Source organism: Enterobacter sp. V87_3 (assembly GCF_029967835.1).
Taxonomy (GTDB): Bacteria; Pseudomonadota; Gammaproteobacteria; order Enterobacterales; family Enterobacteriaceae; genus Enterobacter; species Enterobacter cancerogenus.
Map to the genome: position 1 here is coordinate 37,862 of NZ_JASCAM010000014.1, position 26,308 is coordinate 64,169.

Below are 26,308 nucleotides of genomic sequence, written 5' to 3' on the forward strand. Positions count from 1 at the left end.
TATTCCGGAGCCATTCACAAAAAAAGCCCCCGGGCAGGGGGCAAATAAAAGCATGGCTATGTCTCGTTGTTGGCTTTCCTGGTGCTAGCGTTATCGGTAGATATCTGCACTGGCGTGCATATTGCCGTTGCTGCCGGGCTCACGCGTCAGTATGACGTGATAGTAGGTGGCCCCCTGTGCATCGGTCTCTTGATTAAGTGCCTGATCTGCTTCGCTTTCTGTGGCGAAATTATGATTGATGTAGATTACGCCTAAGCTCTGCACATCATCCATGTTTTTGGCCTGTCGGCCATCTATCTTGATGGCTGCCATCGCGTTTGCACTGAGCAAAAGCGCAGCCATTACGGCAATTGCGATCTTTTTCATGATATGCGCTCCACGACTGCGTGCTGTGTGACGGTGAGTGCTCTCCTTTTGTCTTTGGATTGGCGTTGATTAAAGTGTAATCGCTTCTGTGACGGGGATGCGTGACCATTTCTGATGCACTTGTTCAAAAAAACAGCGCTTATGAATGTGATTAATTTTAAATCATCCACTTAACCCCGCTTTACGCTTAGTGCGAATTATTTGTGCAACTCGCTTGAGTTTCCCGGGGCACGCAAGTATTATGACGCGTCAATTTTTCAGCCGACCTTTAACACGTTCCTTGCCTCCCCGGGCCTCGGCTGACCCAGACAGGAGGCTGAATAATCCGTAAGGAGCAATTCGATGCGTCATTACGAAATCGTTTTTATGGTCCATCCTGACCAGAGCGAACAGGTTCCGGGCATGATCGAGCGCTACACTGGTGCAATCACTGCAGCAGAAGGCACGATCCACCGTCTGGAAGACTGGGGCCGCCGTCAGCTGGCTTATCCGATCAACAAACTGCACAAAGCTCACTACGTTCTGATGAACGTTGAAGCGCCGCAGGAAGCGATCGATGAGCTGGAAACTAACTTCCGCTTCAACGATGCCGTTATCCGCAGCATGGTTATGCGTACCAAACACGCAGTGACCGAAGCATCTCCGATGGTTAAAGCGAAAGACGAGCGCCGTGAGCGTCGCGATGATTTCGCAAACGAAACCGCAGATGATTCTGATGCTGGGGATTCTGAAGAGTAATTTCTGATGACCAACCGTCTGGTGTTGTCCGGTACCGTGTGCAGGACCCCCCTTCGAAAGGTCAGCCCATCAGGAATTCCGCATTGCCAGTTCGTGCTTGAGCATCGTTCTGTGCAAGAGGAAGCCGGGTTTCACCGGCAGGCGTGGTGCCAAATGCCCGTTATCATTAGCGGACACGAAAACCAGGCCATTACTCACAGTATAACGGTCGGTAGCGCAGTAACGGTTCAGGGGTTCATTTCATGCCACAAGGCAAAGAACGGCCTGAGCAAAATGGTTCTGCATGCCGAGCAGATTGATTTGATAGATTCTGGAGACTAGCCAAATGGCACGTTATTTCCGTCGTCGCAAGTTCTGCCGTTTCACCGCGGAAGGCGTTGTTGAGATTGATTACAAAGACATCGCAACGTTGAAAAACTACATTACCGAAAGCGGTAAAATTGTCCCGAGCCGTATCACCGGTACTCGTGCAAAATACCAGCGTCAGCTGGCTCGCTGCATCAAGCGCGCTCGCTACCTGTCCCTGCTGCCGTATACCGATCGTCATCAGTAATCGGCCGCTGTCTATTAACGACTTTAAGAGGATAAGGTAATGCAAGTTATTCTGCTTGATAAAGTAGCAAACCTGGGTAGCCTGGGTGATCAGGTTAACGTTAAAGCGGGCTACGCTCGTAACTTCCTGGTACCACAGGGTAAAGCTGTTCCAGCTACCAAGAAAAACGTAGAGTTTTTCGAAGCACGTCGTGCTGAACTGGAAGCCAAACTGGCTGACGTTCTGGCGGCTGCTAACGCTCGCGCTGAGTCAATCAACGCACTGGGCACCGTTACCATCGCGTCTAAAGCTGGCGACGAAGGTAAACTGTTCGGTTCCATCGGTACCCGCGACATCGCTGATGCAGTAACTGCAGCAGGCGTGAAAGTGGCTAAGAGCGAAGTTCGTATGCCGAACGGCGTTCTGCGTACCACTGGTGAGCACGAAGTTGACTTCCAGGTTCACAGCGAAGTGTTCGCTAAACTGGTTGTTAACGTTGTAGCTGAGTAATTTTTTACTCTGCTCACGTCAAATCGCCGGCCTTGTGCCGGCGTTTTGCTTTTCAGACCTCTCAGAATTTCGCTTTTATCCTTGTAGGGCAGCCATTCCTGGCGCATTCTTGATAATAAATTGAAACGCCATTTTATCTTTGAGATTTGCCATGGATACCGCTCTGCCTGTGCCCGTCTTTGCCCGTCGACACGTAGCCTATGCCTGCGCCACGCTCTGCTGTCTGCTTTGGGGGAGCTCCTACCCGGCGATTAAAAGCGGCTACGAACTTTTCCAGATTGCGACAGATGATATCCCGTCAAAAGTGGTCTTTGCCGGATACCGTTTCCTGTTTGCCGGTGCGTTGCTGCTGCTCTTTGCGCTGGCACAGCGAAAGCCCATTGCCAGGCTTACGCCTGCACAGTTTGGTCAGCTTACGATCCTTGGCCTGACCCAGACCTCGATTCAGTACACCTTCTTTTATATCGGCCTGGCTTATACCACGGGCGTTAACGGTTCGATCATGAATGCGACCGGGACGTTTTTCAGCGTGCTTCTGGCGCACTTTATCTACCACAACGACAAGCTGAGCTATAACAAAACGCTTGGCTGTATTCTCGGGTTTGCCGGCGTAATGCTGGTGAATTTTCACAGCGGGCTAAGTGAGTTCCACTTTGTCTGGAACGGCGACGGGTTCGTGGTGCTGGCCGCCTTTATTCTGTCGGCGGCGACGCTCTACGGGAAACGCATCTCCCAGACCGTCGACCCCACGGTGATGACGGGCTGGCAGTTGGCGATTGGCGGCCTTGTGCTGGTAATCGGCGGATATGTAACGGGCGGCACGCTGGAGGTGCACAGCTTCACCGCCGCGGCGGTGCTGGGGTATTTGACGTTGCTGTCATCCGTGGCATTTGCCCTGTGGAGCGTGCTGCTTAAGGTGAACCGCGTGAGCATGATTGCCCCGTTCAACTTTGTGGTGCCGGTGGCGGGCACTGTGCTGTCCGCTATCTTCCTCGGTGAAAACATTCTTGATATCAAATATGCGATTGCGCTGGTGCTGGTCTGTTCGGGGATTTGGTGGGTGAATAAGCGGCGTGCCTGAGAACAGAATGCCGGGCGGCGGCTTCGCCTTACCCGGCCTGCGGAATTAACGTGCTCTGATAAAACTGCCGTCCGTCTGGCGGGTAAACAGCACCTGCTGACCATTTCCTGTATCAATCGTTAAGCCGGTGACCACCCCGCTGGCGTTCTGGCGGATCTGCACCATCTGGCCGTTTTGCAGGTTGCTGAGCGGTTTACCCGCGCCTTCTACCTGCGCCATGGCGTAAACGTCTGTCGCTGGCAGGTTGTGGTCGCGGAACAGTTGGGCCAGCGTTTTACCCGGCTCTACGCGATAAGAGCGCCACTGCTGCTCAATGCCGGTTGGCTGCTGAGCCTGAGGTTCAACGGGCGCAGCGGCCTGATCCTGGGGCTGCTCTTCCTGAACAGGTTCAGGTTCGACCGGTGCCATCTGACCCGGATCGTTGGACGGCGTAACAAGCTGAGTTTGCATCGGCTGCGAGTCTGGCTGCGGCCGGGTCTGGGACTGGATATCCAGCTGCGCATTGCGGGTAACGGGTGCCGTGTCGGCGTCGTCGCCCCCCGAAGGAAGCAGGAAGCCAATGATGACCAGCAGCGCGCCAATAATGATCCCTCTGCGGTGCAGAGGAGGCAGCGGGTCCATGAGGCGAAAATTGTCCGGCGCATGCCAGATTTTCGCCAGGGTAGGTTTCAGTTCAAATCGCCCGGGCATGGCTCTCCTCCTGCTCCGCGTCTTTTTATCCTGTGCTCCGAAGTATAGTTCGCTAACTGCCTGAACGGCGTGGCAAACCCGACATCCGTGACATCAGTTCGGGATTAATCCTGGTCCCCTCTATTGTTTCTGTTTCGCTGCGGTTTGTCACCTTTACTTAAGACAAAGTTTTACCCATAAGAGCATGGCTGATATGCTGCCCGCTACTTTAAATGTGATGGAAGGAAAACCCATGACCACCCCGACTTTTGACACTATCGAAGCGCAGGCAAGCTACGGCATCGGCTTGCAGGTAGGACAGCAGCTGAGCGAATCCGGCCTGGAAGGTCTGTTACCGGAAGCGCTGGTGGCGGGTATCGCTGACGCGCTGGAAGGCAATCACCCGGCCGTTCCGGTTGACGTTGTTCACCGCGCGCTGCGTGAAATTCATGAACGTGCTGACGCCGTGCGTCGCGCGCGCTTCGAAGAGATGGCAGCAGATGGCGTGAAATATCTGGAAGAAAACCGTGAGCGTGAAGGCGTGAACAGCACCGAGTCTGGCCTGCAGTTCCGCGTGATCAAGCAGGGCGACGGCGCTATCCCGGCGCGTACCGACCACGTTCGCGTACATTATACCGGTAAGCTTATCGACGGCACCGTGTTCGACAGCTCCGTACAGCGCGGTGAACCGGCTGAATTCCCGGTCAACGGCGTTATCGCAGGCTGGATCGAAGCGCTGACCCTGATGCCAGTGGGTTCTAAATGGGAACTGACTATCCCTCAGAACCTGGCCTATGGTGAACGTGGTGCAGGCGCATCCATCCCGCCATTCAGCACCCTGGTCTTTGAAGTCGAGCTGCTGGAAATCCTGTAATCGGCTTTTCTTATTTTCCTCTCTCCGCCCGGGGAGAGGAAAATAGCGAGAAAACCTATAGTTACGCCGGAATCAACATTTTATCTTGCAAACAAAACAGTTGCGTGTATTTTTGTGAGCTGTTTCGCGTTGTATGAGTGATATGACACTCACTTTAAACATATTATTAACATAATATCCAAATCATAGTATTCATCCCGCCGATTCTTACCTAATATCGATGAGTCCTTACGCAGGGACCGTCATTTTTTGACGTATTTAAAGGCCAGAAGAGCCTTAACAACACAGACAGGCATATACAGGAAAATATCACATGGTAGATCAGGTTAAAGTCGCCGCCGCTGAAGAGGCGGCGTCTGAACAGTCGCTACGGCGAAATCTCACAAACCGTCATATCCAGCTTATTGCCATTGGGGGTGCCATCGGTACCGGGCTGTTTATGGGGTCGGGCAAAACCATTAGCCTTGCCGGGCCGTCGATCATCTTCGTTTATATGATCATCGGTTTTATGCTCTTTTTCGTGATGCGTGCAATGGGTGAATTGCTGCTCTCGAACCTCGAATACAAATCCTTTAGCGACTTTGCTTCCGATCTGCTCGGCCCCTGGGCAGGCTATTTCACCGGCTGGACCTACTGGTTCTGCTGGGTAGTGACCGGCATGGCGGACGTCGTTGCCATCACGGCGTATGCACAATTTTGGTTCCCCGGTCTGTCGGACTGGGTGGCCTCGCTGGCGGTGATTGTCCTGCTGCTGAGCCTGAACCTGGCCACCGTAAAAATGTTCGGTGAGATGGAGTTCTGGTTCGCGATGATCAAAATCGTCGCTATCGTCGCGCTGATCGTGGTCGGCCTGGTGATGGTACTGACACACTTCCAGTCACCAACCGGCGTTCAGGCGTCATTTGCTCACCTGTGGAATGACGGCGGCTGGTTCCCGAAAGGCATCAGCGGCTTCTTTGCTGGTTTCCAGATTGCGGTATTCGCGTTCGTGGGGATTGAGCTGGTCGGGACCACGGCGGCGGAAACTAAAGATCCGGAGAAATCCCTGCCGCGCGCCATCAACTCGATTCCGATTCGTATCATCATGTTCTACGTGTTCGCGCTGATTATTATCATGTCCGTCACGCCGTGGAGCTCGGTGGTGCCAACCAAGAGCCCGTTCGTAGAGCTGTTCGTGCTGGTGGGGCTGCCTGCGGCAGCGAGCCTGATTAACTTCGTGGTACTGACCTCAGCGGCCTCGTCTGCCAACAGCGGCGTGTTCTCGACCAGCCGTATGCTGTTTGGTCTGGCGCAGGAAGGCGTCGCGCCGAGCGCGTTTGCCAAACTCTCTAAGCGCGCGGTACCGGCGAAAGGGCTGACCTTCTCCTGTATCTGCCTGCTGGGCGGCGTGGTGATGCTCTACGTTAACCCAAGCGTGATCGGGGCGTTCACGATGATCACCACGGTCTCGGCGATCCTGTTCATGTTCGTCTGGACCATCATCCTGTGCTCCTATCTGGTGTACCGCAAACAGCGTCCTCATCTGCATGAGAAATCAATCTACAAGATGCCGCTGGGCAAGCTGATGTGCTGGGTATGCATGGCCTTCTTCGTGTTCGTGCTGGTGCTGCTGACGCTGGAAGATGATACCCGTCAGGCGTTGATCGTCACGCCGCTGTGGTTTATCGCGCTGGGGCTGGGCTGGCTGTTTATCGGCAAAAAACGTATGGCTGGCATGCGTAAGTAAAAAAAGGCCACACCAGGTGTGGCCGAATTCGGACTTCATGAAGGCGCTCTCGGGCGCCTTTTTTTATTCGCCTGCGAGGGCACGCGGGAACAGAACGTTGTTCTCAAGACTGATGTGTTCCATCAGGTCGTCGATCATTTCATTAATGCCGTTGTACATCGCTTTCCACGTCGTACAGGCTTCCGGCGGCGGGGTGACGTTGTTGGTGGTGTGTTTAATCACTTCCAGCAGTTCGCCCGCGTCGTCATGTTCGCTTTCCATCACGCTGATGGGCCCCATGGCCTGGCTGCCCATTCCCTGTTTGATCATCGGGAAGAGGATCTGCTCTTCTTTCATCATATGGCTGGACAACTCTTCGTGCAGTATGGAGAGGTATTTCGCCAGCCCGCGCGGGACGGACGGTTTGTCGGCATGTACACGCTCAACCTTGGTCGCCTGCAGGATCAGCTCTGGCAGTTGTTCGCGGTGACGGTCGTGGTAACGCACGATGATGTGGTCGATGATGTCGGCCAGCGCGGTTGTACGCCAGTCTTTTTCGACAGGCTGCTCGGCCAGTTTTGCCAGCTCGGCTTCGATAACCCCGACATCCAGCTCTTTGCGCGCTGCGGCACGCGCCAGCGTTTGCTTACCGCCGCAGCAGTAATCCATGTCGTATTTACGAAATAGCGCAGAAGCGCGTGGGATGGAGAGCGCCAGCTCGCCGAGGGGTTGGTCGCGGAAGGCCATAGCAGTTACCTCATCATCAATAATATAAGATGCATTTTAAATGCATCTTTAAGGCGAAGCTATAACCCTTTAGGGGCAAAGGTAAAACACGACGGCGATCACAAAAAAATCCTCTTAGTTAACTTGCTGAATGAATGCAGGAAATGGCTTTCGAAAGTTTTTAAAGGTGGAGAAACAGTAAACAACCTGCCGCGCCTGCCGATAGATACACGTCGGACAATACCTGCATATAAAAAGGCAACGCATGTTTAAACGTATAAAAGTCATAACCCTTCTGATTTCGGTGCTGCTGGTGCTCGGCATCATGCAACTGATCTCTGCGGGCATTTTCATTAATGCGCTGAATAACGATAAAGAGAACTTCACCGTTTCTCAGCTTTCCAGCCAGAACGTGGCGGAGTTTACCGACGCGTGGATCAGCCTGAACCAGGCACGCGTGACCCTGAACCGCGGCATGCTGCGTCTGCAAAGCAGCATGGCGAATCAAATTAACGGCGGGCAGCTGAACGAGCTGGTGACCACCGCGAAAAACCTGCTGGCCGATGCGCAGGCGCATTACGACAAATATTACGCGCTGCCTGAAACGCCGGGTATGGATGAAAAACTGGCCGACCGGCTGGAAGAGCAGTATCGCATTTACTCCGCCACGCTGACGCAAATGAACGTTCTGCTGGCCCAGGGCAATCTGGAAGATATGTTCAAGCAAAATGCTGAACAGAAGCAGACGGCGATGCAAAAGGTGTATCGCGAGTGGCGTGAGGCGCAGGCTGCGCTGACCAGTAAAGGTATCCAGGATAATGAAAGCGACTATAAGCGCATTCTGTGGATCCTCTCGGCGGTGATGCTTCTGGTGATTGCGGTGATTATCTCCAGCTGGGTAGCGATGCGTCGCGTGCTGCTGCTGCCGCTGGACGAGGTGATTCAGCATATCCGCGCTATCGCCGCAGGGGATTTAACCCAGCCGATTCAGGCGCAGGGTAAGAATGAGATGGCCGTACTGGCGCGCAACGTTCAGGAGATGCAAACGTCGCTGGCGAACACGGTCGGGGTGGTGCGTGAAGGCGCAGACACAATCTATACTGGCGCGGGTGAAATCTCTGCGGGCAGCAACGATCTCTCTTCCCGTACCGAGCAGCAGGCCGCGTCGCTGGAAGAGACCGCCGCCAGCATGGAACAGCTCACCGCGACCGTGAAGCAAAACGCCGATAACGCCCGTCAGGCGTCCCGTCTGGCGCTGGATGCGTCCTCCACCGCGAAGAAGGGCGGCAACGTGGTAGAGGGTGTGGTGCGCACGATGGACGAGATCGCCACCAGTTCCAGCAAAATCGCGCAGATTACCAACGTGATTGACGGTATTGCCTTCCAGACCAACATTCTGGCGCTGAATGCGGCAGTTGAAGCGGCACGTGCGGGCGAGCAGGGCCGCGGCTTTGCGGTCGTTGCGGGCGAAGTTCGTACGCTTGCCCAGCGCAGCGCGCAGGCGGCAAAAGAGATCAAAGGATTGATCGATGATTCCGGCGAGCGCGTCAGCGCAGGTTCACAGCTGGTCAATGAGGCCGGTGCGACCATGGCGGAGATCGTCAGCGCGGTAACCCGCGTCACCGACATCATGGGTGAAATCGCCTCGGCGTCTGACGAGCAGAGCCGCGGTATTGATCAGGTCGGCCAGGCGGTAGCCGAGATGGACCGCGTGACGCAGCAGAACGCCTCGCTGGTGGAGGAGTCTGCGGCAGCAGCGGCGGCGCTGGAAGATCAGGCCGCTCGCCTGAACGACGCGGTGGCGGTGTTTAAGATTACCCGCAGCCAGGCGGTGAAAGCGGCTCCGGTGAAAACCTACGCACCAAAAGCGCAGCCTGTCGCGACGGCATCTGAAGCGAACTGGGAAACGTTTTAACATCATGCCGCTTACCCGGCCTACGTTCGAGAACATTACAGGCCGGGTAAGGCCAGCCGCCACCCGGCGAAAAGCTCATACCTCCGACGCCGGAACAACCCTCGGTTTTTCCGGCTTCGCCCTCACCGCTATCACCACCCCAATCACCAGCAACGCGATCCCGCAGGCCGTTAACAGCGGCGGCACGCTCTGGCGCATCAGGAAGGTGTAGAGCAGCCCGGCGAGGGTTTCAAAGACAATCAGCGGCCCTAAGATCACCGTCGGCAACTTCTGGCTGGCGATATTCCAGCACAGCGCACCCACCCATGAACACAGCACCGCAATGGCAATCATCAGCCCGACGAATACCCACGGGCGCGGCCCTAGGGGCAGAGCGAATGCCGACTGCTGGCTCCCCAGCCAGAGACACGCCCCGGCATAGCCCACCAACGAGACAGGGAACGTCACCAGCGCCTGCGCTGTCGCCCACATCATCGGATGTTTGTCAGGATTTTCCCGCAGCCAGCGCGCGTTGCGCAGGGCATACCACGCCCAGCACACGACAGAAATGAAGGCTAAAAAAATTCCCGAACCGTAGCGCCATAAGCTGAAGTCGGCCAGCCCGTGACGCAGCTCGGCAACATTCACGCATATCAGCCCCACGGCAATGCACACCAGGGCGGGCAGCATCTTCGACCACGCCAGTTTGCCATCCCGCTGGCTGTAAAGCAGATTCGCGAACACAGGAATAACGACCGGCAGCGTGCCGATAATCATGGTCGAAACGGGCGCGCCGGTGCGCTGGATGGCGCTTGCCAGGCAGGCGTAATAGATAAGGTTACCCATCATGGTTAACCCCAGCGCCGTCCACCAGTCCTGGCGGCTCAACTGCCGGAGCCGCGCACGGCCCAGCCACGCCAGCGGGATAGCGATCAGCCCCAGCGCCAGGTAGCGTCCGGTGGACTGTAAAATGGCCGGGTACTCCGGCACGATCAGAGGGCCGACAAAAATCAGCCCCCACATCAGACCTGCAAGCAGGGCATACAACACGCCGCTAATCATTTTTCCATCCACATTGAATTGTTCAACATCCAGTGTAGGAGGGGAAAATGTGTGCGTATTGTATGAGGTTGCGCATTAACGCGACGTAACCTGCTTCTGGTAACGCACGGGCGTAATGCCGTAGCGGTGGGTAAAGGCGCGGGTTAAATGCGACTGATCGGTCAGCCCGGTTGCGGCAGCCACGTCGGCGGCGGGCATGCCCTGGGTGAGAAATGCCTTGGCGCGCCACAGGCGGATAGCCATCAGCATCTGGTGCGGCGTCACGTGAAAATGGGCTTTGAACTGGCGCTGAAAATGGTAAGGGCTAAGCGAGACCACGTTTGCCAGCTCGTCGAGCGTCAGGGAGTGCATGTAGTTGTCGTGCAGATACTCGCGCACGCGCTCGAAGCGGTGCGCGCCTTCCTGAACCACTGGCGCGTGGCGGGCGAGGGGCTGGAAGCTCTCAATCAACGTCAGCAGCAGGCCTTTTTGCGCCAGCGGATCCTGCGTATGCCACAGGCTGTAGATCAGCTGGCCAATTCGCTGCGAGCGCACGGGGTCGTAGCGGGTCACGTCGCTAAACCACCAGTGGCGCAGGCCGGTCACCTCTTCCAGTAGCCCGGGTTCGATATAGACCATCCGGTAGCGCCAGCCATCTTCCGTGGCGGACTCGCCGGTGTGGATCTCGTCCGGGTTCATGGTGACAACGGATTTTTCCGGTGCAAGGTGCTGCGTGCCGCGGTAGCGAAAGCGCTCGGCACCGGTCTCGATAGTGCCGATGCCGAAGGCTTCGTGGGTGTGAGGCTCAAAGGCGTAGCCGGAGATATGCGCGTGATAAAGCTCGAGGCCCGGCAGCTGCGCCAGATGGCGAAAGCGCGCGCTGTCTCTCTCATCGGTGAACTGATCGGGTACGCCTTGCACGGTGAGCCTCCTTGTGGGTCATCTCGTTATTATCAGAGATGACCCGTGGGGATGCCACAAAAAATAACCAGGCCGTAACAATTACAGGATGGCGCTGATGCTCTGCGCCAGCGGTGTTGTCGGGCGACCAATCAGGTTACTGAGCGTACGGCTGTCGTCGAACAGACCGCCTTTCGATGCGCCAGTGTCGGAGTCAGCCAGCATATCCGCGAGACCGGCAGGCAAGCCTGCGCCTTTCAGTGCGGCGGCAAAATCTGCTTCGCTCAGGTTTTGATAGGCCACCTTTTTCCCGCTCTGTTTGCTCAGCTCAGCCGCCAGCTCGCTCAGCGTCCAGGCGTTATCGCCCGCCAGCTCATAAACCTTGCCAGCGTGGCCCTCTTCTGAAATCACTTTTGCGGCGGCCGCGGCGTAATCCGCGCGGGTCGCAGAGGCAATTTTGCCTTCACCCGCCGCGCCGATAAACACGCCGTGCTCAAGGGCAGGTGGCACGCTTGCCAGATAGTTTTCGGTATACCAGCCGTTGCGCAGCAGAGCGTAAGGCACGCCGGACTCTGCCAGCGCTTTTTCGGTTTGTACGTGCTCAACGTGCAGGCCCAGCGGCGAGGTGTCCGCATGCAACAGGCTGGTGTAGGCGATAAATTTCACTCCGGCGGCTTTGGCGGCGTTAATCACGTTCTGATGCTGCGCGGCGCGCTGGCCCACTTCGCTGGAGGAGATTAAAAGCAGTTTATCCACGCCGCCCAGCGCGGCGGTGAACGCGGCTGCGTCAGCGTAATCCGCCTGGCGAACCACCACTCCCTGCTGGCTCAGCGCGTCGGCTTTCGCCGGGTTACGCACAATGGCGACAATCTGGTTCGCCGGAACGGTTTTTAACAGCTGTTCAATAACGAGGTGGCCAAGCTGGCCGGTTGCGCCGGTAATCGCGATCATGATCATTCTCCTTCGTGTTTGTCTGGTGTTATGGCACACTAGCATCATCACTAACTTTTAGTAAGTACGCACAAAAAGGTAAGTATGAAAATGACGATACCGACGCTCAGCGAGCAAATGCGCGACGGAAATCTCTTTGCCGAGCAGTGCCCTTCCCGTGACGTGCTCAAGCATGTCACCAGCCGCTGGGGCGTGCTGATCCTCGTGGCGCTACGCCAGGGGACGCATCGCTTCAGCGATCTGCGGCGCAAGATGGGCGGGGTGAGCGAAAAGATGCTGGCCCAGTCGCTGCAGGCGCTGGAACAGGACGGGTTTGTCGACCGGGTTTCGTATCCGGTCGTACCGCCGCACGTGGAATATAGCCTCACGCCGTTAGGCATTGAGGTGAGCGAGAAGGTGGCCGCACTGGCCGACTGGATAGAACTGAACACGCCGCAGGTGCTGGCGAACCGGGATGAGCGTGCGGCGTAAAAGCCGGGTGGCGGCTTCGCCTTACCCGGCCTACACGATCGCGTAGGTCGGGTAAGCGAAGCGCCACCCGACACAATCACCGCTACTTGCTCAGGTCTACCTGATAAATCGCGAACCCGATATCATCGGTCGCCACCTTTTTCATCGGATACTGCGCCTTGTCCTTGATAAACGTGGCCGCCTTATCAGACGGAGAGGTTTCAAAGCGGATATCCAGCGGCGTATCGCTGTGGATCGGTGCCAGACGCCAGTTGTTGTCGACCGCCGGATGAATTGCGCCCGTTTTCTTCGATTCTGCGCCGATCCACGCCGCCAGCACCGATCGGTTCTCGTCCGGTGAGGCAAAGGCGATGTGGTCGTCACCCGTGCCGGCAAACTTCCCGCCGTAGGCGCGATAGTTATTGGTCACGACGAGGAAGGTCGCATTCGGATCGATAGCCTTGCCGTTGAAGGTCAGGTTCTTGATGCGCTCCGCCTGCGGATGAATGGCCTGGCACTCGCCGTCATATTTTGCGGGCTGGGTGACATCAATCTGGTATTTCACGCCGTCGATTACGTCGAAATTGTAGGTGCGGAACCCGTCCCAGTTGATCAGCGACTGCGGCTTGCTGCTGTTCGGGTCAATCTGGTTAAACTGCCCGGCGGAGCACTCCAGCCACTCCTTCACCTCGCTGCCCGTCGCTTTCACCACGACCAGCGTGTTCGGGTAGAGATAAAGATCGGCGGCGTTACGGAAGGTGAGCTGGCCTTTTTCAACCTCAACGTAGCTGGCCGGATCGTTCTTGCGCCCGCCCACCTTGAACGGCGCGGCAGCGGAGAGTACCGGCAGTTTTGCCAGGTCCGGATCGCCCTGAATATAGTGTTCGGCGTAGGCTTTCTGCGCCATGTTCACCACCTGAACGGTCGGGTCGTCCTGCACCAGCGCCAGGAAGCTGTACATGTTATCGGCTGATTTACCAATCGGCTTGCTGACGAATTCACGCGTAGCGTCATGGTCATGCTTCAGCACCTCGACCAGCTTTTTATCTTCACCCGCCAGCGATTTTTTGGCGGCTGCGTCGTAGATCGGGCGCGCTTCGGCTTTCGACTGAATCACCTTCCAGCTGCCGCTGTCGTTATTAAGAACCAGATCCACCACGCCAAGATGGTCTCCCCACATGCCCGGCATCACCGACGGCACGCCGTTGAGCGTGCCCTTGTCGATATCCGCGCCTTTGATACTGGCGAAATCTTTCCCCGGGAAGACCGCGTGGGCGTGACCAAACAGAATCGCATCCACGCCTTTCACTTCACTCAGGTAGTAGACCGAGTTTTCCGCCATGACCTGATACGGATCGGCTGACAGGCCAGAGTGGGCGACAACGACCACCACATCTGCCCCTTTCTCGCGCATTTCCGGTACGTATTTGCGCGCGGTCTCGGTGATGTCGTTCACCGTCACTTTCCCGTCGAGGTTCGCTTTATCCCACGTCATGATTTGCGGCGGGACAAAACCGATATAGCCAATTTTCAGCGTCTGGGTGTTACCGTCTTTATCGACCACCTGGGTCTCTTTAATCAGGTAAGGGGTGAACAGGGGCTTTTGGGTCTTAACATCGACGATATTGGCGTTAACGTACGGAAATTTCGCGCCAGCGAGCGCATCGTGAAGGTACGTAAGGCCGTAGTTGAACTCGTGGTTGCCGAGGTTACCGACGGTATAATCCAGGGTGTTCATCGCTTTATAGACCGGGTGGATCTCCCCTTTTTTTATCCCTTTCGCCGCCATGTAATCCCCGAGCGGGCTGCCCTGGATCACATCTCCGTTATCGACCAGCACGCTGTTTTTCACTTCGCCCCGGGCGGCGTTGATCAAACTTGCGGTGCGTACCAGTCCAAATTTTTCAGTAGGCGTATCTTTGTAGTAATCGAAGTCCATCATGTTGCTGTGCAGGTCGGTCGTTTCCAGGATCCGAAGATCCACCGTCGCCGCCTGTACGCTTGCTGCAATCAGCGTTGCCAGAAGGGTTGCGCTAAACTTAATCATCACAGGAGTCCTTTTTTCGATCCAGGCCACAAAAGAATATGTATCTATAGTGCGTTGCTTACAGAAGTGTGAATCCTGCCAGAAATGAGGATGATTTAACCGGGATTGCTTCACAGATAGCGGAATTGTTCACATTACGATATAACTAAAACAATAAGTTATGCCCACTGCGTTAACGAAGAGGTGGAGAATGTTAGATAAAATTTGTCAGCTCGCACGGGATGCGGGTGATGCCATCATGCAGGTTTACGACGGTACAACGCCGATGGACGTGGTCAGCAAAGCGGACGACTCCCCGGTGACGGCGGCGGATATCGCGGCGCATGGCATTATTTTGAAAGGCCTGCAGGCGCTAACGCCAGATATCCCCGTGTTATCAGAAGAAGCCCCGCAAAGCTGGGATGAGCGCCAGCACTGGCAGCGTTACTGGCTGGTGGACCCGCTGGACGGCACCAAAGAGTTTATTAAGCGTAACGGAGAATTCACGGTCAATATCGCTCTGATTGAAAAAGGCAAAGCGGTACTGGGGGTGGTCTACGCGCCGGTCATGAACGTGATGTACAGCGCGGCAGAAGGTAAGGCCTGGAAAGAGGAGTGCGGCGTGCGCAAGCAGATCCAGGTCCGCGATGCGCGTCCGCCGCTGGTGGTCATCAGCCGTTCGCACAGCGACAGCGAGCTGCAGGAATATCTGCAACAGTTGGGTGAGCACCAGACCACCTCGATTGGCTCTTCGCTGAAGTTCTGCCTGGTGGCAGAAGGGCAGGCGCAGCTTTATCCGCGTTTCGGGCCAACCAACGTCTGGGACACGGCGGCAGGCCACGCGGTTGCCGCGGCGGCCGGGGCACATGTCCACGACTGGCAGGGCAAGCCGCTGGACTACACCCCGCGCGAGTCTTTCCTCAATCCCGGCTTTCGCGTTTCGCTGTACTAATCCAGCAGCTTATGCAGCAGGGCGACGACCTGCTGCACCTCATCCTGCGTCAGCGCCCCGTCTTTCACCCACTGCACGCGGCCCTCTTTATCCAGCACCATAATCGCCGAGCTTTCTTCATCCAGCGCCCAGGCTTTACGCGTCACACCGTTGCTGTCGACGATAAACTGCGACCAGGGGTAGAGCTTTTTATTGCTCTCAAGGCTTGAGCGCACAAACATCCCGGAGCCGGGAATGGCATCGTCGGTGTTCACAATCGTGGTGGTCTGGTAGCGGTCATGCGGCAGTTTTGCGGTCTTGATCGCTTCCACCAGGGTTGCGTTTTTCTCTTTTGCCGATGTACGGCCAGCAATATGTTGTACAACTCTCACTTTCCCTGCGAGCTGCGCGCTATTCCAGGGTTTGTAGCTAAACTTATCATTGTCGAGAATCAATTCTCCCCGGTCTGCAATACCGACTGGCGGTACGCGTTGTCCTTTTTCAATGTTGTGCGCGCAAGCCCACAGGGGCAGAAGCAGGCATGCTGCTCCCAGGATGCTACGTAGGGTCATGGTGTTTCCTTATTATTTGCAGGTGATCCGACCACTTGGTCATGCACTTTTAATCATAAGTGCGATCAATGAGGTTTTCCCGCAATCCCGATGCCAGTTTGCGGGTGAACGCACATATCCATGAAAAAACGACGGCTTATACTGCGCTCAGTCACGGTTTGCATAGATTATTCTGATTAATTGTAATCATACGGTAAATAAACTTATGCACACTGGGTAACAACGAGGTTCTGGTCTATAGTCATTGGGCAATAAAATTTGCGCTCCGGACAGTCGGGCCGATTGTGGCGCCGCAAGAGCGTATGATTCGCAGGAGAGACAAGAATGAAAATTTTCCAACGCTACAACCCGCTTCAGGTGGCGAAGTACGTGAAGATCCTGTTCCGTGGACGGTTGTACATCAAGGATGTTGGCGCTTTTGAGTTCGATAAGGGCAAAATCCTTATCCCAAAAGTGAAGGACAAACAGCATTTTTCTGTGATGTCCGAAGTCAACCGTCAGGTTATGCGTCTGCAAACTGAGATGGCTTAACCAACGTGCTATGCAGTAGTAAATAAGCAGTAGTAGATAAAAAGACGGCTCCCGATGGGAGCCGTTGATGTTTGTGGGGACAGGCACGTTATGCCGAGACCTTCTCTTCCGCATCCGGCAGCTTTGGCACCAGCACGGTCGGTTTGTTGTCAATGCGCGTCACCAGCAGCTGGTCAATGCGGTAGTTATCAATATCCACTACTTCAAACTTAAACCCGGAGAACTTCACCGAGTCGGTGCGTTTCGGGATTTTGCGCAGCATGAACATCATAAAGCCACCGATGGTCTCGTAATTGCCGGACTGCGGGAACTCGTCGATATCCAGCACGCGCATCACGTCTTCAATTGGCGTACCGCCGTCAATCAGCCATGAGTTGTCATCACGCTGAACGATTTGCTCTTCCAGCCCCTGGCCGACCAGGTCGCCCATCAGCGTGGTCATTACGTCGTTGAGGGTGATAATCCCCACCACCAGCGCGTATTCGTTCATGATCACCGCGAAGTCTTCCCCGGCGGATTTGAAACTTTCCAGCGCTTCAGAGAGCGTCAGGGTGTCCGGCACAATCAGGGTATTGCGGATCTGCACGCCGCTGTTGAGCGCCAGGCTCTGATTCGCCAGCACCCGGTTCAGCAGGTCTTTAGAGTCGACGTAACCGATGATGTGGTCAATGTCTTCATTACAAACCAGGAACTTAGAATGCGGATGTTCTGCGACTTTTTGCTTCAGGCTCTGTTCGTCTTCGTGCAGATCGAACCAAATCACGTTTTCACGTCCGGTCATGGACGACGGCACGGTACGGGATTCCAGTTCAAATACGTTCTCGATAAGCTCGTGCTCCTGCTTACGCAGCACGCCCGCCAGGGCTCCCGCTTCGAAGACCGCGTAGATATCGTCAGAGGTGATGTCGTCTTTACGCACCATCGGGATTTTGAACAGGCGGAAGATGCTGTTGGCCAGACCGTTGAAGAACCAGACCAGCGGGCGGAACAGGAACAGGCAGAAGCGCATCGGGTTGATGATACGCAAAGCCACGGCTTCAGGCGCAATCATACCGATGCGTTTCGGGGTTAAATCCGCAAACAAAATGAACAGGCCCGTCACCAGCGAGAAGGAGAGGATGAAGCTCAGCTGCTCGGAGAGTTCCGGTGAAAAGTAGCGTGAGAACAGGCCGTGGAATACCGGCGAGAACGCCGCATCGCCCACGATACCGCCCAGAATGGCGACCGCGTTCAGGCCAATCTGCACCACGGTAAAGAACATGCCGGGGTTTTCCTGCATCTTCAGAATGCGTGATGCATTGATGTTGCCCTCGTCGGCAAGCAGCTTGAGTTTGATTTTACGGGAGGCGGCCAGCGAGATCTCGGATATCGAGAAAAATGCACTGACCGCGATAAGACAAAGTATTACTAAAATACTGTTTAACATAGTTTATCCGGCTTCAGCCAGATCCTCGGAAGGGAAGTTGGTTACGTTTGTGTGAAGACACATAGAACACGGCTCGTAGCGTTGAGCCGATTATTTCAGCGGTAGTATAGCGTAAAGACCTGTAAATCTGCCAGAGGTCACGGTTTCGTCACGGCAGCTGTGGCAGGAGCCGGGCCATTGGCGGCCCGGCAGTCTACCCTGAGCGCCTATTTTGCGCCTGACAGGCTAACGTTTCCTGTCGTGCGACGCGTGGCATCGCCTCCCCACACTTCGTCATACTCATAGCCCGTAAGCTGCTTGATGACGACGCGGGTAGTGTCGTCGCAGTCGCGGTAATCACCGCCAAGCTTGCGGCGGGCAATCTCCCTGAGCAGCGTTTTGTGGGTTTCCCGGGTGAGCTTGAACCGGTAGGTGGTGAAGAAACTCACCGCCAGCAGCGCCGCCGTGGCGAAGATCATCAGCCCGATGATGGCGTTCAGCGCGCTTTCCGGCTGCGCGCCGCTGCCTTTCACGAAACCAGACTCCTGCAACACCAGGCCGATAATCATGATGGCAATCGCCACGGTACTTTTGCGCGTCAGCACCATCACGCCTGCAAAAATTCCTTCGCGGCGCTGTTGTGTGACCATTTCATCAATATCGGGAATAAAGCTGTAGATGTTCCAGGGGATGTAATAAAGCCCGGAACGCGCGGCACCCAGCAGGATAAAGACCGCCGAGAACACCAGGGTCGGCACCTGCGTTTTGGTGAGATAAACCGTAAAAAGAAACGCCAGCACGCAGAAAATACAGCCGTAGGAGAACCGCAGCGCGGCGGAAGGGGTCATGTTGAGCCGGTTTAACAGCAGCATAAAGCCATAGGTTCCCGGCACTGAAGCAAAGGCGGCAATACTCAGCCAGCCGGACACGGCGGCGGCATCCTGACTCAGGCAATACACCACGTAGTAGGTAAAGACTGAGCCAAACACGTCCATGGCGGTAAACGAGAAGATATAAATCATGATATGCAGCCGGAACGCCCGAATACGGAAGGACGAGAAGAGATCGAGCACCAGATATTTTAAATGGTTTACGAGACCGCTGCTGCGCTGATTATCGACCTTAAAGCTGGACTCCTGCTGTACGTCTTTGGCTTCCCAGGTGGTAAACCAGGTAATAAAGACCGCGATACAGAAGACGCAGGAAAATATCAGCCCGGTGAGGGTATAGGTAAACGGATTATCTTTGCCGGTAAATTGCATGATAACGCCGGGAACGGAGACCGCTAAAAAGCCCCCCAGCTGCGAGCAGATCATCCGCACCCCGGAGAGGCGGCTACGCTCCTCGTAGCGGTTGGTCATCTCTGCCGCCAGCGTTTCCCACGGCACCAGCACCATCGCCGACAGCAACTCGATGGACAGATAGGTGCCAAGGTAGTACCAGTAGCCCATGTCCGTCAGCCACAGCAGGGCATAGAGAAACATCAGGGGCGAACTCAGCAATAGAAAGAAGCGCCGCCGCCCGAATTTACGCCCGAGCCAGGTATCACCGAAATTATCGGTAACGTAGCCCATAATCGGGCTTAAGAGGGCATCAATGACGCGGGCGATGGCAAAGATGGAGCCGGCCTCGACGACCGACAACCCGCAATAGGTAGTGTAAAAAAATAACAGCCAGGTGCCGATAATGGCGAAAGCGCCTCCGCCAAACAGATCGGTTATGCCGTAGCCAAGCGCCACGCCATAACCAACTCTACGTTCAGTTGGTTTGACCATAATATTGTCCAGTGTAGGGTAATGAATGACCCGTTTTCGGGTCGTATTTTTATTAAGTTCTGGAATGCAAATTACGATTTAGTGGGTGATATCTATCCATTGCCGTAGTTGAGATGACCTATAAATTGCCTCCACAAGCCTGAGTGAGTGTCCGGCGGCGCGGATATCGGTGTAGTCCGTCACCTCCGGGTGCAGAAGGGCGTGATAAAAGCGGCGGATCGCCTGCTGGTGGCCCAGCCCCCAGTAGCTTTTGGCCGTGCCGTCCGGGGCAGCGTCGCTCGCCAGCCGGATGCGCTCCCCGGACGCGATCCGCCAGAGGGTGTTGTCATTAAGCTGCAGCGTGCCGTGCTCGCAGTGGATCTCCAGCAGCAGGGGCGAGTCCGTGGTATTGCAGTTGCTGGCGTAAAACAGCCCGCGCGCGCCGTTGGCAAAGTGCAGCGTGGCCATAGCGCTGTCCTCTCCTTCGGTCACGTCGGCCAGCTCGCCGCTGTCGACCACCCCTTTTAGCCGGGTGACGCCACCTGCGAACCACTGCATCAGGTCGAGGGTGTGAATGGCCTGGTTAATCAGCAGGCTGCCGCCCTCCGTTGCCAGGCGACCGCGCCAGGGACTGTCGGTGTAATACGCCCCCGACCGGGACCAGGTGAGCACCGCCCGGATGCTCAGCATTCTCCCCAGCCCGCCGTCCTCCAGCTCTTTACGGATGCGCAGGCTGGTCGGGTTGAGCCGGTTCTGGTAGCACACGCCGAGCTTGCCGGTCGCCTGTGCGGCGGCCGCCATGATGTCGGCCAGTTCGCTGCTGTTCATCACCACCGGTTTTTCGCAAAATACGTGCTTACCGGCGTTAAGCGCCGCCAGGATCATGTTTTTATGCTCGAAATGGGGCGTGCAGATATGCACCACGTCAAGGGTGTCATCAAGCAGCATCTCCCGGTAATCCTGATAAAAGCGGCACTGATAGGCCATTCCCAGCTTCAGCCCTTTCACGCTGTCGGTATCGGCCAGCGCGCGCAGCGCGACGTTGGGGATCTGACGCAGGGCGTTCACATGGCAGCTGTGAATGGCCCCGCAGCCGATAATGGCGCTGTTAAGGATGTCCATCGGCGTCTCCCTTATCCTGCCGCGTTCGCGAGCATTTGCGCCTTCACGCACAGCTCGGCGGCCTTAAAGGCGTGCGCCTGGGTCATGGCGTTTTCCGTGCGGTGCAGGCAGTCGAGGATCAGTTCGCCAAAGAACGGGAACCCGACCTGCCCGGCAACGGGGTAGCGGAACTCACCCTCCTTGTTGACGAGATACACCACGTCCTGCTCGCCGCGGGTCAAATCGACGTACTTGCGGATCTCGATATACCCCTCGGTACCCAGCAGCGTCAGCCGTCCGTCACCCCAGGTCGACAGCCCGTCTGGGGTGAACCAGTCGCAGCGGAAATAGCCGCTCGCGCCGTTCTCACCTTTGATCATCGCGTCACCGAAATCTTCAAACGCCGGGTACTGCGGATGGTTCACGTTGCGCACCTGGCTGGCAACGATGTGCGCCTCGTGGTTGCCGGTGTAAAACAGGAACTGCTCGATCTGGTGGCTGCCGATGTCGCAGAGGATGCCGCCGAAGTCGCGGCGATCGTAGAACCACGCCGGGCGGCCCTGTCCCTCACGGTGTGGCCCCATGCCCAGCGTCTGCACCACGCGGCCAATCGCCCCCTGCTGCACCAACTGTCCGGCGAACACGGCGCTTTCTACGTGCAGGCGTTCGCTGTAGTAAACCGCGTATTTTTTACCGGTCTTCTCCACCATTGCTTTGGCGTCGGCCAGCTGTTCAAGGGTGGTCAGCGGCGCTTTGTCGGTAAAATAGTCCTTACCGGCGGCCATGGCTTTCAGCCCCAGCGCGCAGCGCCCGGAGGGAATGGCGGCCCCGGCCACCAGGCGCACCGCGTCATCGCTGAGAATAACCTCCAGCGAACGGGCCACTTGCACCTGCGGATACTGCTGCACAAACGCATCCACCTTCACTGGATCGGGATCGTAAACCCATTTCAGCGTCGCACCCGCCTCAATCAGCCCGTTGCACATGCCGTAGATATGCCCGTGATCGAGCGCGGCGGCGGCAAAGACAAACTCGCCTTCCTGCAAGACCGGCTGTGGCTTGCCGACCGGCGCGTAGTTCATTCCGTCATTTTTATTCATTGTCAGACTCCTCGATCCAGATCTTTGCCCAGAGGGATAGCGCCCACTTCGCTGAAGTTAGCGACGCTGGCGGATTTCTCGTAAAAGCGGGGGGCGAGCGCGTTGGTCCCGCCGGTGCGGTAAAACGGATCGTCGCGAAGGATTGGCAGCGACACCACCGCGCGCGTAATCGACGATTTATAGATCGCCGTAATCAGCTCCAGGGCACGCTTGCCCTGCACGCCGTCGACCAGCGGAGCCGTGCCTTGCTCAATGGCATCAAGCAGGTCGTTGATCTGCCCGGTGTGCAGCGTCCATTTAAGCGTTGGCGTCTCCTGAAACACGGCATTAAGCCGCGCTTCCCGCTGCCGATCCTGTACCTCCTGCGGGAAACCGTTGTCGGCGCTGACGCTGGCATAGGCCTGCCACGGCGCGGAGATACGCGCCTTATCGCCCTGAATAATGATTTTTTGATCTTCCCCGTGATGGACCACCGACGCGGTGATCTGCGCGAGCGCGCCGCTGGGGTATTTGAAAATGGCGGCGCTGAGATCCTCCACCTCGGCGTTGTCGTGCGCCACGTTGGTCATCATCGCCACCACCTCGGACGGGAAGCCGAGCATCCACTGAACGGCGTCGATGTGGTGTACGGCGTGATTAAGCGTGCAGCCGCCGCCCTCTTTCTCCCAGGTGCCGCGCCACCACAGGTCGTAGTAGCAGTGGCCGCGCCACCAGAAGGAGTCCACCTGAGCGTGGCAGACAGTCCCCGCAAGGCCCGAGTCCAGCGCCGCCTTCAGCCGCCAGAAGGCGTCGGTAAACCGGTTCTGGGCAATTACCGAGAGGATTTTGCCGCTCGACTGTTGGGCGGCGATCATCGCGTCGCACTCCTCCAGCGAGGCGGCCATCGGTTTTTCACACAGCACGTTGCAACCGGCATGAAGCGCGTCAATGCTAATCCCGGCATGCACGTAGGGCGGGGTACACACGTCAACGATATCGAGATTGGGTTCAGATTCCAGCATCTGCCGGTGGCTTTCGTACACCCGGGCGTCCGTCAGGCCGTAGCGCACTTTTTTCTCGTGCGCCTTGTCCGGGTAGATATCGACCAGCGCCACAATCCGGCAGCGCGATCCAAACTGTAAATAGCCCTGAATATGGTTATGGGAGATATTGCCTGTTCCCACGATGGCGACATTGATCATGCTCTCTCCTCGGTCTTTACCAGGTGCCAGAGGCATCCAGGGTGATGCTGGTGGCCTCTTTGTCGGCAGAGGTGGCGATGCGCTGCTGAAACAGGCGCAGATACTGTTTTTCGTTGAGCGGCAGTTCCACCCAGTCGTCGGTCCAGGTGGAAAGGTGCATCGCGTTGGAGAGCGTCAGCCCGCGAATGCCTTCCAGACCGGGGGCAATCAGCGGCTCGCCGCGCAGGATCGCCGCGCAGAAGTTAGCGGTAATGACGTGATGTTCGCTGTATTCCGGGGCCACGGGGATCGTGACTTCCCAGCACTCCGGCTCGCCGAAGCCGTTCTGCCAGCGGGCGTTAAATGCGGTTTCGGATTCGCGCAGCCGCCAGAAGCGCAGTTTGCCTTCTTCCACGACCACTTTGCCGCGGTCGCCTGCAATCTCCAGGCGGTTGGTGCCCGGCGTTTCGGCGACGGTGGTGATAAACACCCCGGTGGCTCCGTTGGCGTATTCGGCGTAGGCCGTAACTTCGTCTTCAACCTCGATATCGCGGTGTTTGCCGAACTGGCAAAACGCGCGCAGACGCACCGGCATGCCCACCAGCCACTGCCAGAGATCGAGCTGATGCGGGTCCTGGTTGAGCAGCACGCCGCCGCCTTCACCCTTCCAGGTGGCGCGCCAGCCGCCGGAGTTGTAGTAGCTCTGCGAGCGATACCAATTGGTGATTATCCAGTTGGAGCGGCGGATTTCGCCCAGCTCGCCGCTGTCGATCAGGTCTTTAACCTTCTGATAGAGCGGGTTAGGGCGCTGGTTATACATGATGCCAAAGGTCACGTCGCACTCGCGGGCGCAGGCGTTCATCTCCTGCACCTGTGCGGTATAAACCCCCGCCGGTTTCTCGCACAGGGTATGAATGCCGCTGCGCATCGCCAGCATCGACAGGCGCGGATGGTCGTAATGCGGAGTGGCGACGATAACCGCGTCAATAAGCCCACTCTGGAGCATCTCCTGCGCGTCGCTGAACAGAGGAATATCGCCTGTCAGCTGGCGAATCGCCGGATGCTTTTCCGGCGCATTGTCGCAAACCGCCGTCAGACAGGCGTCGCTGACGGTGCCCGCCAGTAAATAGCGCGCGTGAACCGTACCAATATTACCGATTCCAATAATGCCAAAACGTACCTTTTCCATGTCACACCTTAATTTCAGTCGAAAAGAGTGATGACCGGAAAATAAGAAAGGGATGACGCAGCGACAATGTGTTTTTGTGAGAATACTCGCAACCTCCTTAAGTAATCTCTAACGACATTGAAATTTGGTTTTAAAATCAATGCGCTGTTTCTGCAAATATTTGCAAAAACCGAATGTGAGCGAGGTCACGCAATGCCGGGAAAATTAAAAATGGAGGAGATCGCCGCCCTGACGGGATATTCCGTCAGTACCGTTTCCAGGGTGTTAAGCGGTAAATCCTATACCAGCGACAAGGCCCGGGAGGCCATTGTCAGCACCGCGCGGGAGCTGGGCGTGCTGGAGTCGATGGCCAGCGGGCGTCTGCTGATTAACGGCATTGCGGTGTTTGCTCCGGAAAGAACCTTTCAGGGGCGCGGCGATATATTTTATCTGGAAGTGACCAAAGGTATTGCAGAGGCCAGCGCACCGCATAATGTCTGGGTGAGCTATTGCGGATTAGAAGAACAGAATGCCGACGTAAAATTATTCCTCGAAAAGGCGAGCCATAAAAATATTAACGCGGTAATTATCATTGGAACTGATGATTCCACCATTTTTAAACTGGCCGGGACGCTGAATAAACCCTGTGTGTTAATTAATTCGGTCGACAGGGATCGCCTGCTCGATTCCGTTTCGCCCGACCATCGCGCCATCGGGTTTACCGCCATGCAGTATCTTTTTGAGCAGGGGCATCGTCGGGTATTAACCCTGACCTGCCTGCGGCGGGAAACGCTCTACGCGCGGCTGGACGGCATCAAAGAGGCGTATCGTCATTTTCACGTCAACTTTGAGCCCAAGCGCGACCTGCTGGTGACGGAGTGGTTTACCGCAGAGGAGGCCGAGCGCGCGCTGGACGAGTGGTTGTCGGGTCATGACCGAGCGCAGTGGCCGGAGGTGATTTTCCCCAACAGCACCAGCATGACGGAGGGCGTACTCAGGGTGCTGGCGCGCCGTGGGCTGCGGATACCGGAAGATATCTCCCTTATTACGACCGATTTTGCGTGGAACCTTGAACACCGGCTGGATAAACCAGTCACCGGGATAACGGTGCCCTGTCGCGATCTTGGCATTGAAGCGGTGCATCTGCTGCAGACGCGCCTGAACCGGCCACAGGCGCCGGTCTATAACCTGCTGCTGCAGGGAAAAGCGGTTGATTACGGGTCGGTGAGTAACGTCACGCGCCACGCAGCTCGCGTGGCGCTGAAGCAGTAATCAGGCCAGCTGTGGCGGCAGGCACACGCCGATGCCCCCGATCCCGCAGTAGCCGTACGGATTTTTATGCAAATATTGCTGGTGGTCGTCCTCTGCATAGTAAAACGGCTTCGCCGTAGCGATTTCGGTGGTCACCTGGCGTTTATCGCCCGCGTCATGCATGGCCTGCTGGAAGCGTTCCAGGCTGGCGCGCGCGGCGGCATCCTGCTCGGGGGTCAGCGGATAAATGGCGGAGCGATACTGCGTACCGTGGTCGTTACCCTGCTGCATACCCTGCGCCGGATCGTGATTTTCCCAGAACACCTGCAGAAGCTGTTCATAGCTGATGATGGCCGGGTCATATACCACGCGCACCGCTTCCGCGTGGCCGGTATCACCGGAGCACACTTCGCGGTAGGTTGGGTTTGGCGTGTAGCCCCCGGTATAGCCTGCGGCGGTACTGTAAACGCCGGGAAGCTGCCAGAACAGACGTTCCACGCCCCAGAAGCAGCCCATCGCGAACAGGGCGATCTCCATTCCATCAGGAACGTTTGTCATTGAATGGTGATTTACGGCGTGTAACGTCGCCACTGGCATGGGGGTATTGCGTCCCGGTAATGCATCGGCTTGCGAAACCAGATGCTTTTTGTCGAATAAACTCACGGTGGGGCCTCCGGGGTAGCGATGTTTCGGTTAAGGTTGTCACGGCGCGTTTAATTGAACACAATAAACGCGCTGAATGAGTCTAGATTTAATCATAAGAAATATTTGGGTGTTAAACCCTTTTTCAACCCACGAATTGGGTTTTGGGCTGTAAAGCCGTGAGAAGCCGTGGAACGGCACTTCATTTTGCTTCCAGGGGTGGATACAGG

At 56.5% G+C, this 26,308-nt stretch carries 27 protein-coding genes; 12 read left to right on the plus strand and 15 right to left on the minus strand.

Annotated elements, in window-relative coordinates:
- Positions 1–90: 90 nt before the first annotated feature.
- Positions 91–366, minus strand: coding sequence for a DUF1471 family protein YjfY (gene yjfY / locus QLG21_RS06305; RefSeq protein ID WP_006178994.1), 276 nt, complete (start codon positions 364–366; stop codon positions 91–93).
- Between the two features lie 342 nt (positions 367–708).
- On the opposite strand from yjfY, the gene rpsF reads away from it, so the two are divergent.
- From rpsF to QLG21_RS06330, 5 genes are all read left to right on the plus strand, one after another.
- Entirely contained in the window at positions 709–1,104 is a 396-nt protein-coding gene (gene rpsF / locus QLG21_RS06310) for a 30S ribosomal protein S6 (protein ID WP_006178995.1), read from the plus strand.
- Positions 1,105–1,110: 6 nt separating this feature from the next.
- The gene (gene priB / locus QLG21_RS06315; RefSeq protein WP_006178996.1) at positions 1,111–1,425 is read left to right on the plus strand and encodes a primosomal replication protein N; all 315 of its coding nucleotides are present in this window, start codon (positions 1,111–1,113) and stop codon (positions 1,423–1,425) included.
- Between the two features lie 4 nt (positions 1,426–1,429).
- Positions 1,430–1,657, plus strand: a complete 228-nt coding sequence (gene rpsR / locus QLG21_RS06320) for a 30S ribosomal protein S18 (RefSeq protein ID WP_002210155.1) — start codon at positions 1,430–1,432, stop codon at positions 1,655–1,657.
- Between the two features lie 39 nt (positions 1,658–1,696).
- Positions 1,697–2,146 carry a 50S ribosomal protein L9 gene (gene rplI / locus QLG21_RS06325; RefSeq protein WP_006178997.1) on the plus strand — a complete coding sequence of 150 codons (450 nt, stop codon included), beginning with the start codon at positions 1,697–1,699 and terminating at the stop codon, positions 2,144–2,146.
- 151 nt (positions 2,147–2,297) lie between these two features.
- Positions 2,298–3,227, plus strand: coding sequence for a DMT family transporter (locus QLG21_RS06330; protein WP_006178998.1), 930 nt, complete (start codon positions 2,298–2,300; stop codon positions 3,225–3,227).
- A 45-nt stretch (positions 3,228–3,272) separates the two neighbouring features.
- Here QLG21_RS06330 and QLG21_RS06335 read toward each other — a convergent pair whose 3' ends face one another.
- Positions 3,273–3,917, minus strand: a complete 645-nt coding sequence (locus QLG21_RS06335) for an OapA family protein (RefSeq protein ID WP_137849728.1) — start codon at positions 3,915–3,917, stop codon at positions 3,273–3,275.
- 232 nt (positions 3,918–4,149) lie between these two features.
- Between QLG21_RS06335 and fklB the strand changes: the two genes are divergently transcribed.
- Entirely contained in the window at positions 4,150–4,770 is a 621-nt protein-coding gene (gene fklB, locus QLG21_RS06340) for an FKBP-type peptidyl-prolyl cis-trans isomerase (protein ID WP_042322538.1), read from the plus strand.
- 313 nt (positions 4,771–5,083) lie between these two features.
- A complete protein-coding gene (gene cycA, locus QLG21_RS06345) occupies positions 5,084–6,496 on the plus strand; it encodes a D-serine/D-alanine/glycine transporter (RefSeq protein ID WP_006179001.1) in 1,413 nt (470 codons plus the stop codon).
- A gap of 63 nt (positions 6,497–6,559) precedes the next feature.
- Here the strand turns inward: cycA and ytfE are convergent, their stop codons facing one another.
- Positions 6,560–7,222, minus strand: a complete 663-nt coding sequence (gene ytfE / locus QLG21_RS06350) for an iron-sulfur cluster repair protein YtfE (RefSeq protein ID WP_282484078.1) — start codon at positions 7,220–7,222, stop codon at positions 6,560–6,562.
- A 244-nt stretch (positions 7,223–7,466) separates the two neighbouring features.
- Between ytfE and QLG21_RS06355 the strand changes: the two genes are divergently transcribed.
- Positions 7,467–9,116 carry a methyl-accepting chemotaxis protein gene (locus QLG21_RS06355; protein ID WP_282484079.1) on the plus strand — a complete coding sequence of 550 codons (1,650 nt, stop codon included), beginning with the start codon at positions 7,467–7,469 and terminating at the stop codon, positions 9,114–9,116.
- A gap of 75 nt (positions 9,117–9,191) precedes the next feature.
- On the opposite strand, the gene QLG21_RS06360 is transcribed toward QLG21_RS06355, so the two are convergent.
- The 3 genes from QLG21_RS06360 to QLG21_RS06370 form a co-directional block, all read right to left on the minus strand.
- Positions 9,192–10,157 carry a DMT family transporter gene (locus tag QLG21_RS06360; RefSeq protein ID WP_282484080.1) on the minus strand — a complete coding sequence of 322 codons (966 nt, stop codon included), beginning with the start codon at positions 10,155–10,157 and terminating at the stop codon, positions 9,192–9,194.
- A 75-nt stretch (positions 10,158–10,232) separates the two neighbouring features.
- The gene (locus QLG21_RS06365; protein WP_282484081.1) at positions 10,233–11,057 is read right to left on the minus strand and encodes an AraC family transcriptional regulator; all 825 of its coding nucleotides are present in this window, start codon (positions 11,055–11,057) and stop codon (positions 10,233–10,235) included.
- Between the two features lie 81 nt (positions 11,058–11,138).
- Positions 11,139–11,987, minus strand: a complete 849-nt coding sequence (locus QLG21_RS06370) for an SDR family oxidoreductase (RefSeq protein WP_282484082.1) — start codon at positions 11,985–11,987, stop codon at positions 11,139–11,141.
- Positions 11,988–12,071: 84 nt separating this feature from the next.
- On the opposite strand from QLG21_RS06370, the gene QLG21_RS06375 reads away from it, so the two are divergent.
- On the plus strand, positions 12,072–12,458 hold the full coding sequence (locus QLG21_RS06375; protein ID WP_006179010.1) for a helix-turn-helix domain-containing protein: 387 nt from the start codon (positions 12,072–12,074) through the stop codon (positions 12,456–12,458).
- A gap of 82 nt (positions 12,459–12,540) precedes the next feature.
- Here the strand turns inward: QLG21_RS06375 and QLG21_RS06380 are convergent, their stop codons facing one another.
- The gene (locus QLG21_RS06380; protein WP_282484083.1) at positions 12,541–14,484 is read right to left on the minus strand and encodes a bifunctional 2',3'-cyclic-nucleotide 2'-phosphodiesterase/3'-nucleotidase; all 1,944 of its coding nucleotides are present in this window, start codon (positions 14,482–14,484) and stop codon (positions 12,541–12,543) included.
- Positions 14,485–14,674: 190 nt separating this feature from the next.
- On the opposite strand from QLG21_RS06380, the gene cysQ reads away from it, so the two are divergent.
- Positions 14,675–15,415, plus strand: coding sequence for a 3'(2'),5'-bisphosphate nucleotidase CysQ (cysQ, locus tag QLG21_RS06385; protein WP_088208724.1), 741 nt, complete (start codon positions 14,675–14,677; stop codon positions 15,413–15,415).
- On the opposite strand, the gene QLG21_RS06390 is transcribed toward cysQ, so the two are convergent.
- Complete coding sequence (locus tag QLG21_RS06390) at positions 15,412–15,966, minus strand: YtfJ family protein (RefSeq protein ID WP_058609541.1); 555 nt, start codon at positions 15,964–15,966, stop codon at positions 15,412–15,414. The genes cysQ and QLG21_RS06390 overlap by 4 nt on opposite strands.
- Positions 15,967–16,290: 324 nt before the next feature.
- On the opposite strand from QLG21_RS06390, the gene QLG21_RS06395 reads away from it, so the two are divergent.
- Entirely contained in the window at positions 16,291–16,497 is a 207-nt protein-coding gene (locus QLG21_RS06395) for a DUF1107 domain-containing protein (protein ID WP_006179016.1), read from the plus strand.
- A gap of 88 nt (positions 16,498–16,585) precedes the next feature.
- On the opposite strand, the gene QLG21_RS06400 is transcribed toward QLG21_RS06395, so the two are convergent.
- The 6 genes from QLG21_RS06400 to QLG21_RS06425 form a co-directional block, all read right to left on the minus strand.
- A complete protein-coding gene (locus tag QLG21_RS06400) occupies positions 16,586–17,923 on the minus strand; it encodes a hemolysin family protein (RefSeq protein WP_006179018.1) in 1,338 nt (445 codons plus the stop codon).
- Positions 17,924–18,129: 206 nt separating this feature from the next.
- Positions 18,130–19,677 carry an MFS transporter gene (locus QLG21_RS06405; RefSeq protein ID WP_088208725.1) on the minus strand — a complete coding sequence of 516 codons (1,548 nt, stop codon included), beginning with the start codon at positions 19,675–19,677 and terminating at the stop codon, positions 18,130–18,132.
- A 78-nt stretch (positions 19,678–19,755) separates the two neighbouring features.
- Positions 19,756–20,778, minus strand: coding sequence for a Gfo/Idh/MocA family oxidoreductase (locus QLG21_RS06410; protein WP_102891530.1), 1,023 nt, complete (start codon positions 20,776–20,778; stop codon positions 19,756–19,758).
- Between the two features lie 11 nt (positions 20,779–20,789).
- Complete coding sequence (locus QLG21_RS06415; RefSeq protein ID WP_282484084.1) at positions 20,790–21,857, minus strand: Gfo/Idh/MocA family oxidoreductase; 1,068 nt, start codon at positions 21,855–21,857, stop codon at positions 20,790–20,792.
- Positions 21,858–21,859: 2 nt separating this feature from the next.
- Entirely contained in the window at positions 21,860–23,038 is a 1,179-nt protein-coding gene (locus QLG21_RS06420) for a Gfo/Idh/MocA family oxidoreductase (RefSeq protein WP_137849722.1), read from the minus strand.
- A gap of 16 nt (positions 23,039–23,054) precedes the next feature.
- Positions 23,055–24,206: a Gfo/Idh/MocA family oxidoreductase gene (locus tag QLG21_RS06425; protein WP_282484085.1), complete on the minus strand. Its 1,152-nt coding sequence runs from the start codon at positions 24,204–24,206 to the stop codon at positions 23,055–23,057.
- 192 nt (positions 24,207–24,398) lie between these two features.
- Here QLG21_RS06425 and QLG21_RS06430 point away from each other — a divergent pair, with 192 nt between their 5' ends.
- Entirely contained in the window at positions 24,399–25,457 is a 1,059-nt protein-coding gene (locus tag QLG21_RS06430) for a LacI family DNA-binding transcriptional regulator (RefSeq protein WP_282484086.1), read from the plus strand.
- On the opposite strand, the gene msrA is transcribed toward QLG21_RS06430, so the two are convergent.
- Positions 25,458–26,099: a peptide-methionine (S)-S-oxide reductase MsrA gene (gene msrA / locus QLG21_RS06435; protein WP_042322554.1), complete on the minus strand. Its 642-nt coding sequence runs from the start codon at positions 26,097–26,099 to the stop codon at positions 25,458–25,460.
- Positions 26,100–26,308 lie beyond the last annotated feature (209 nt).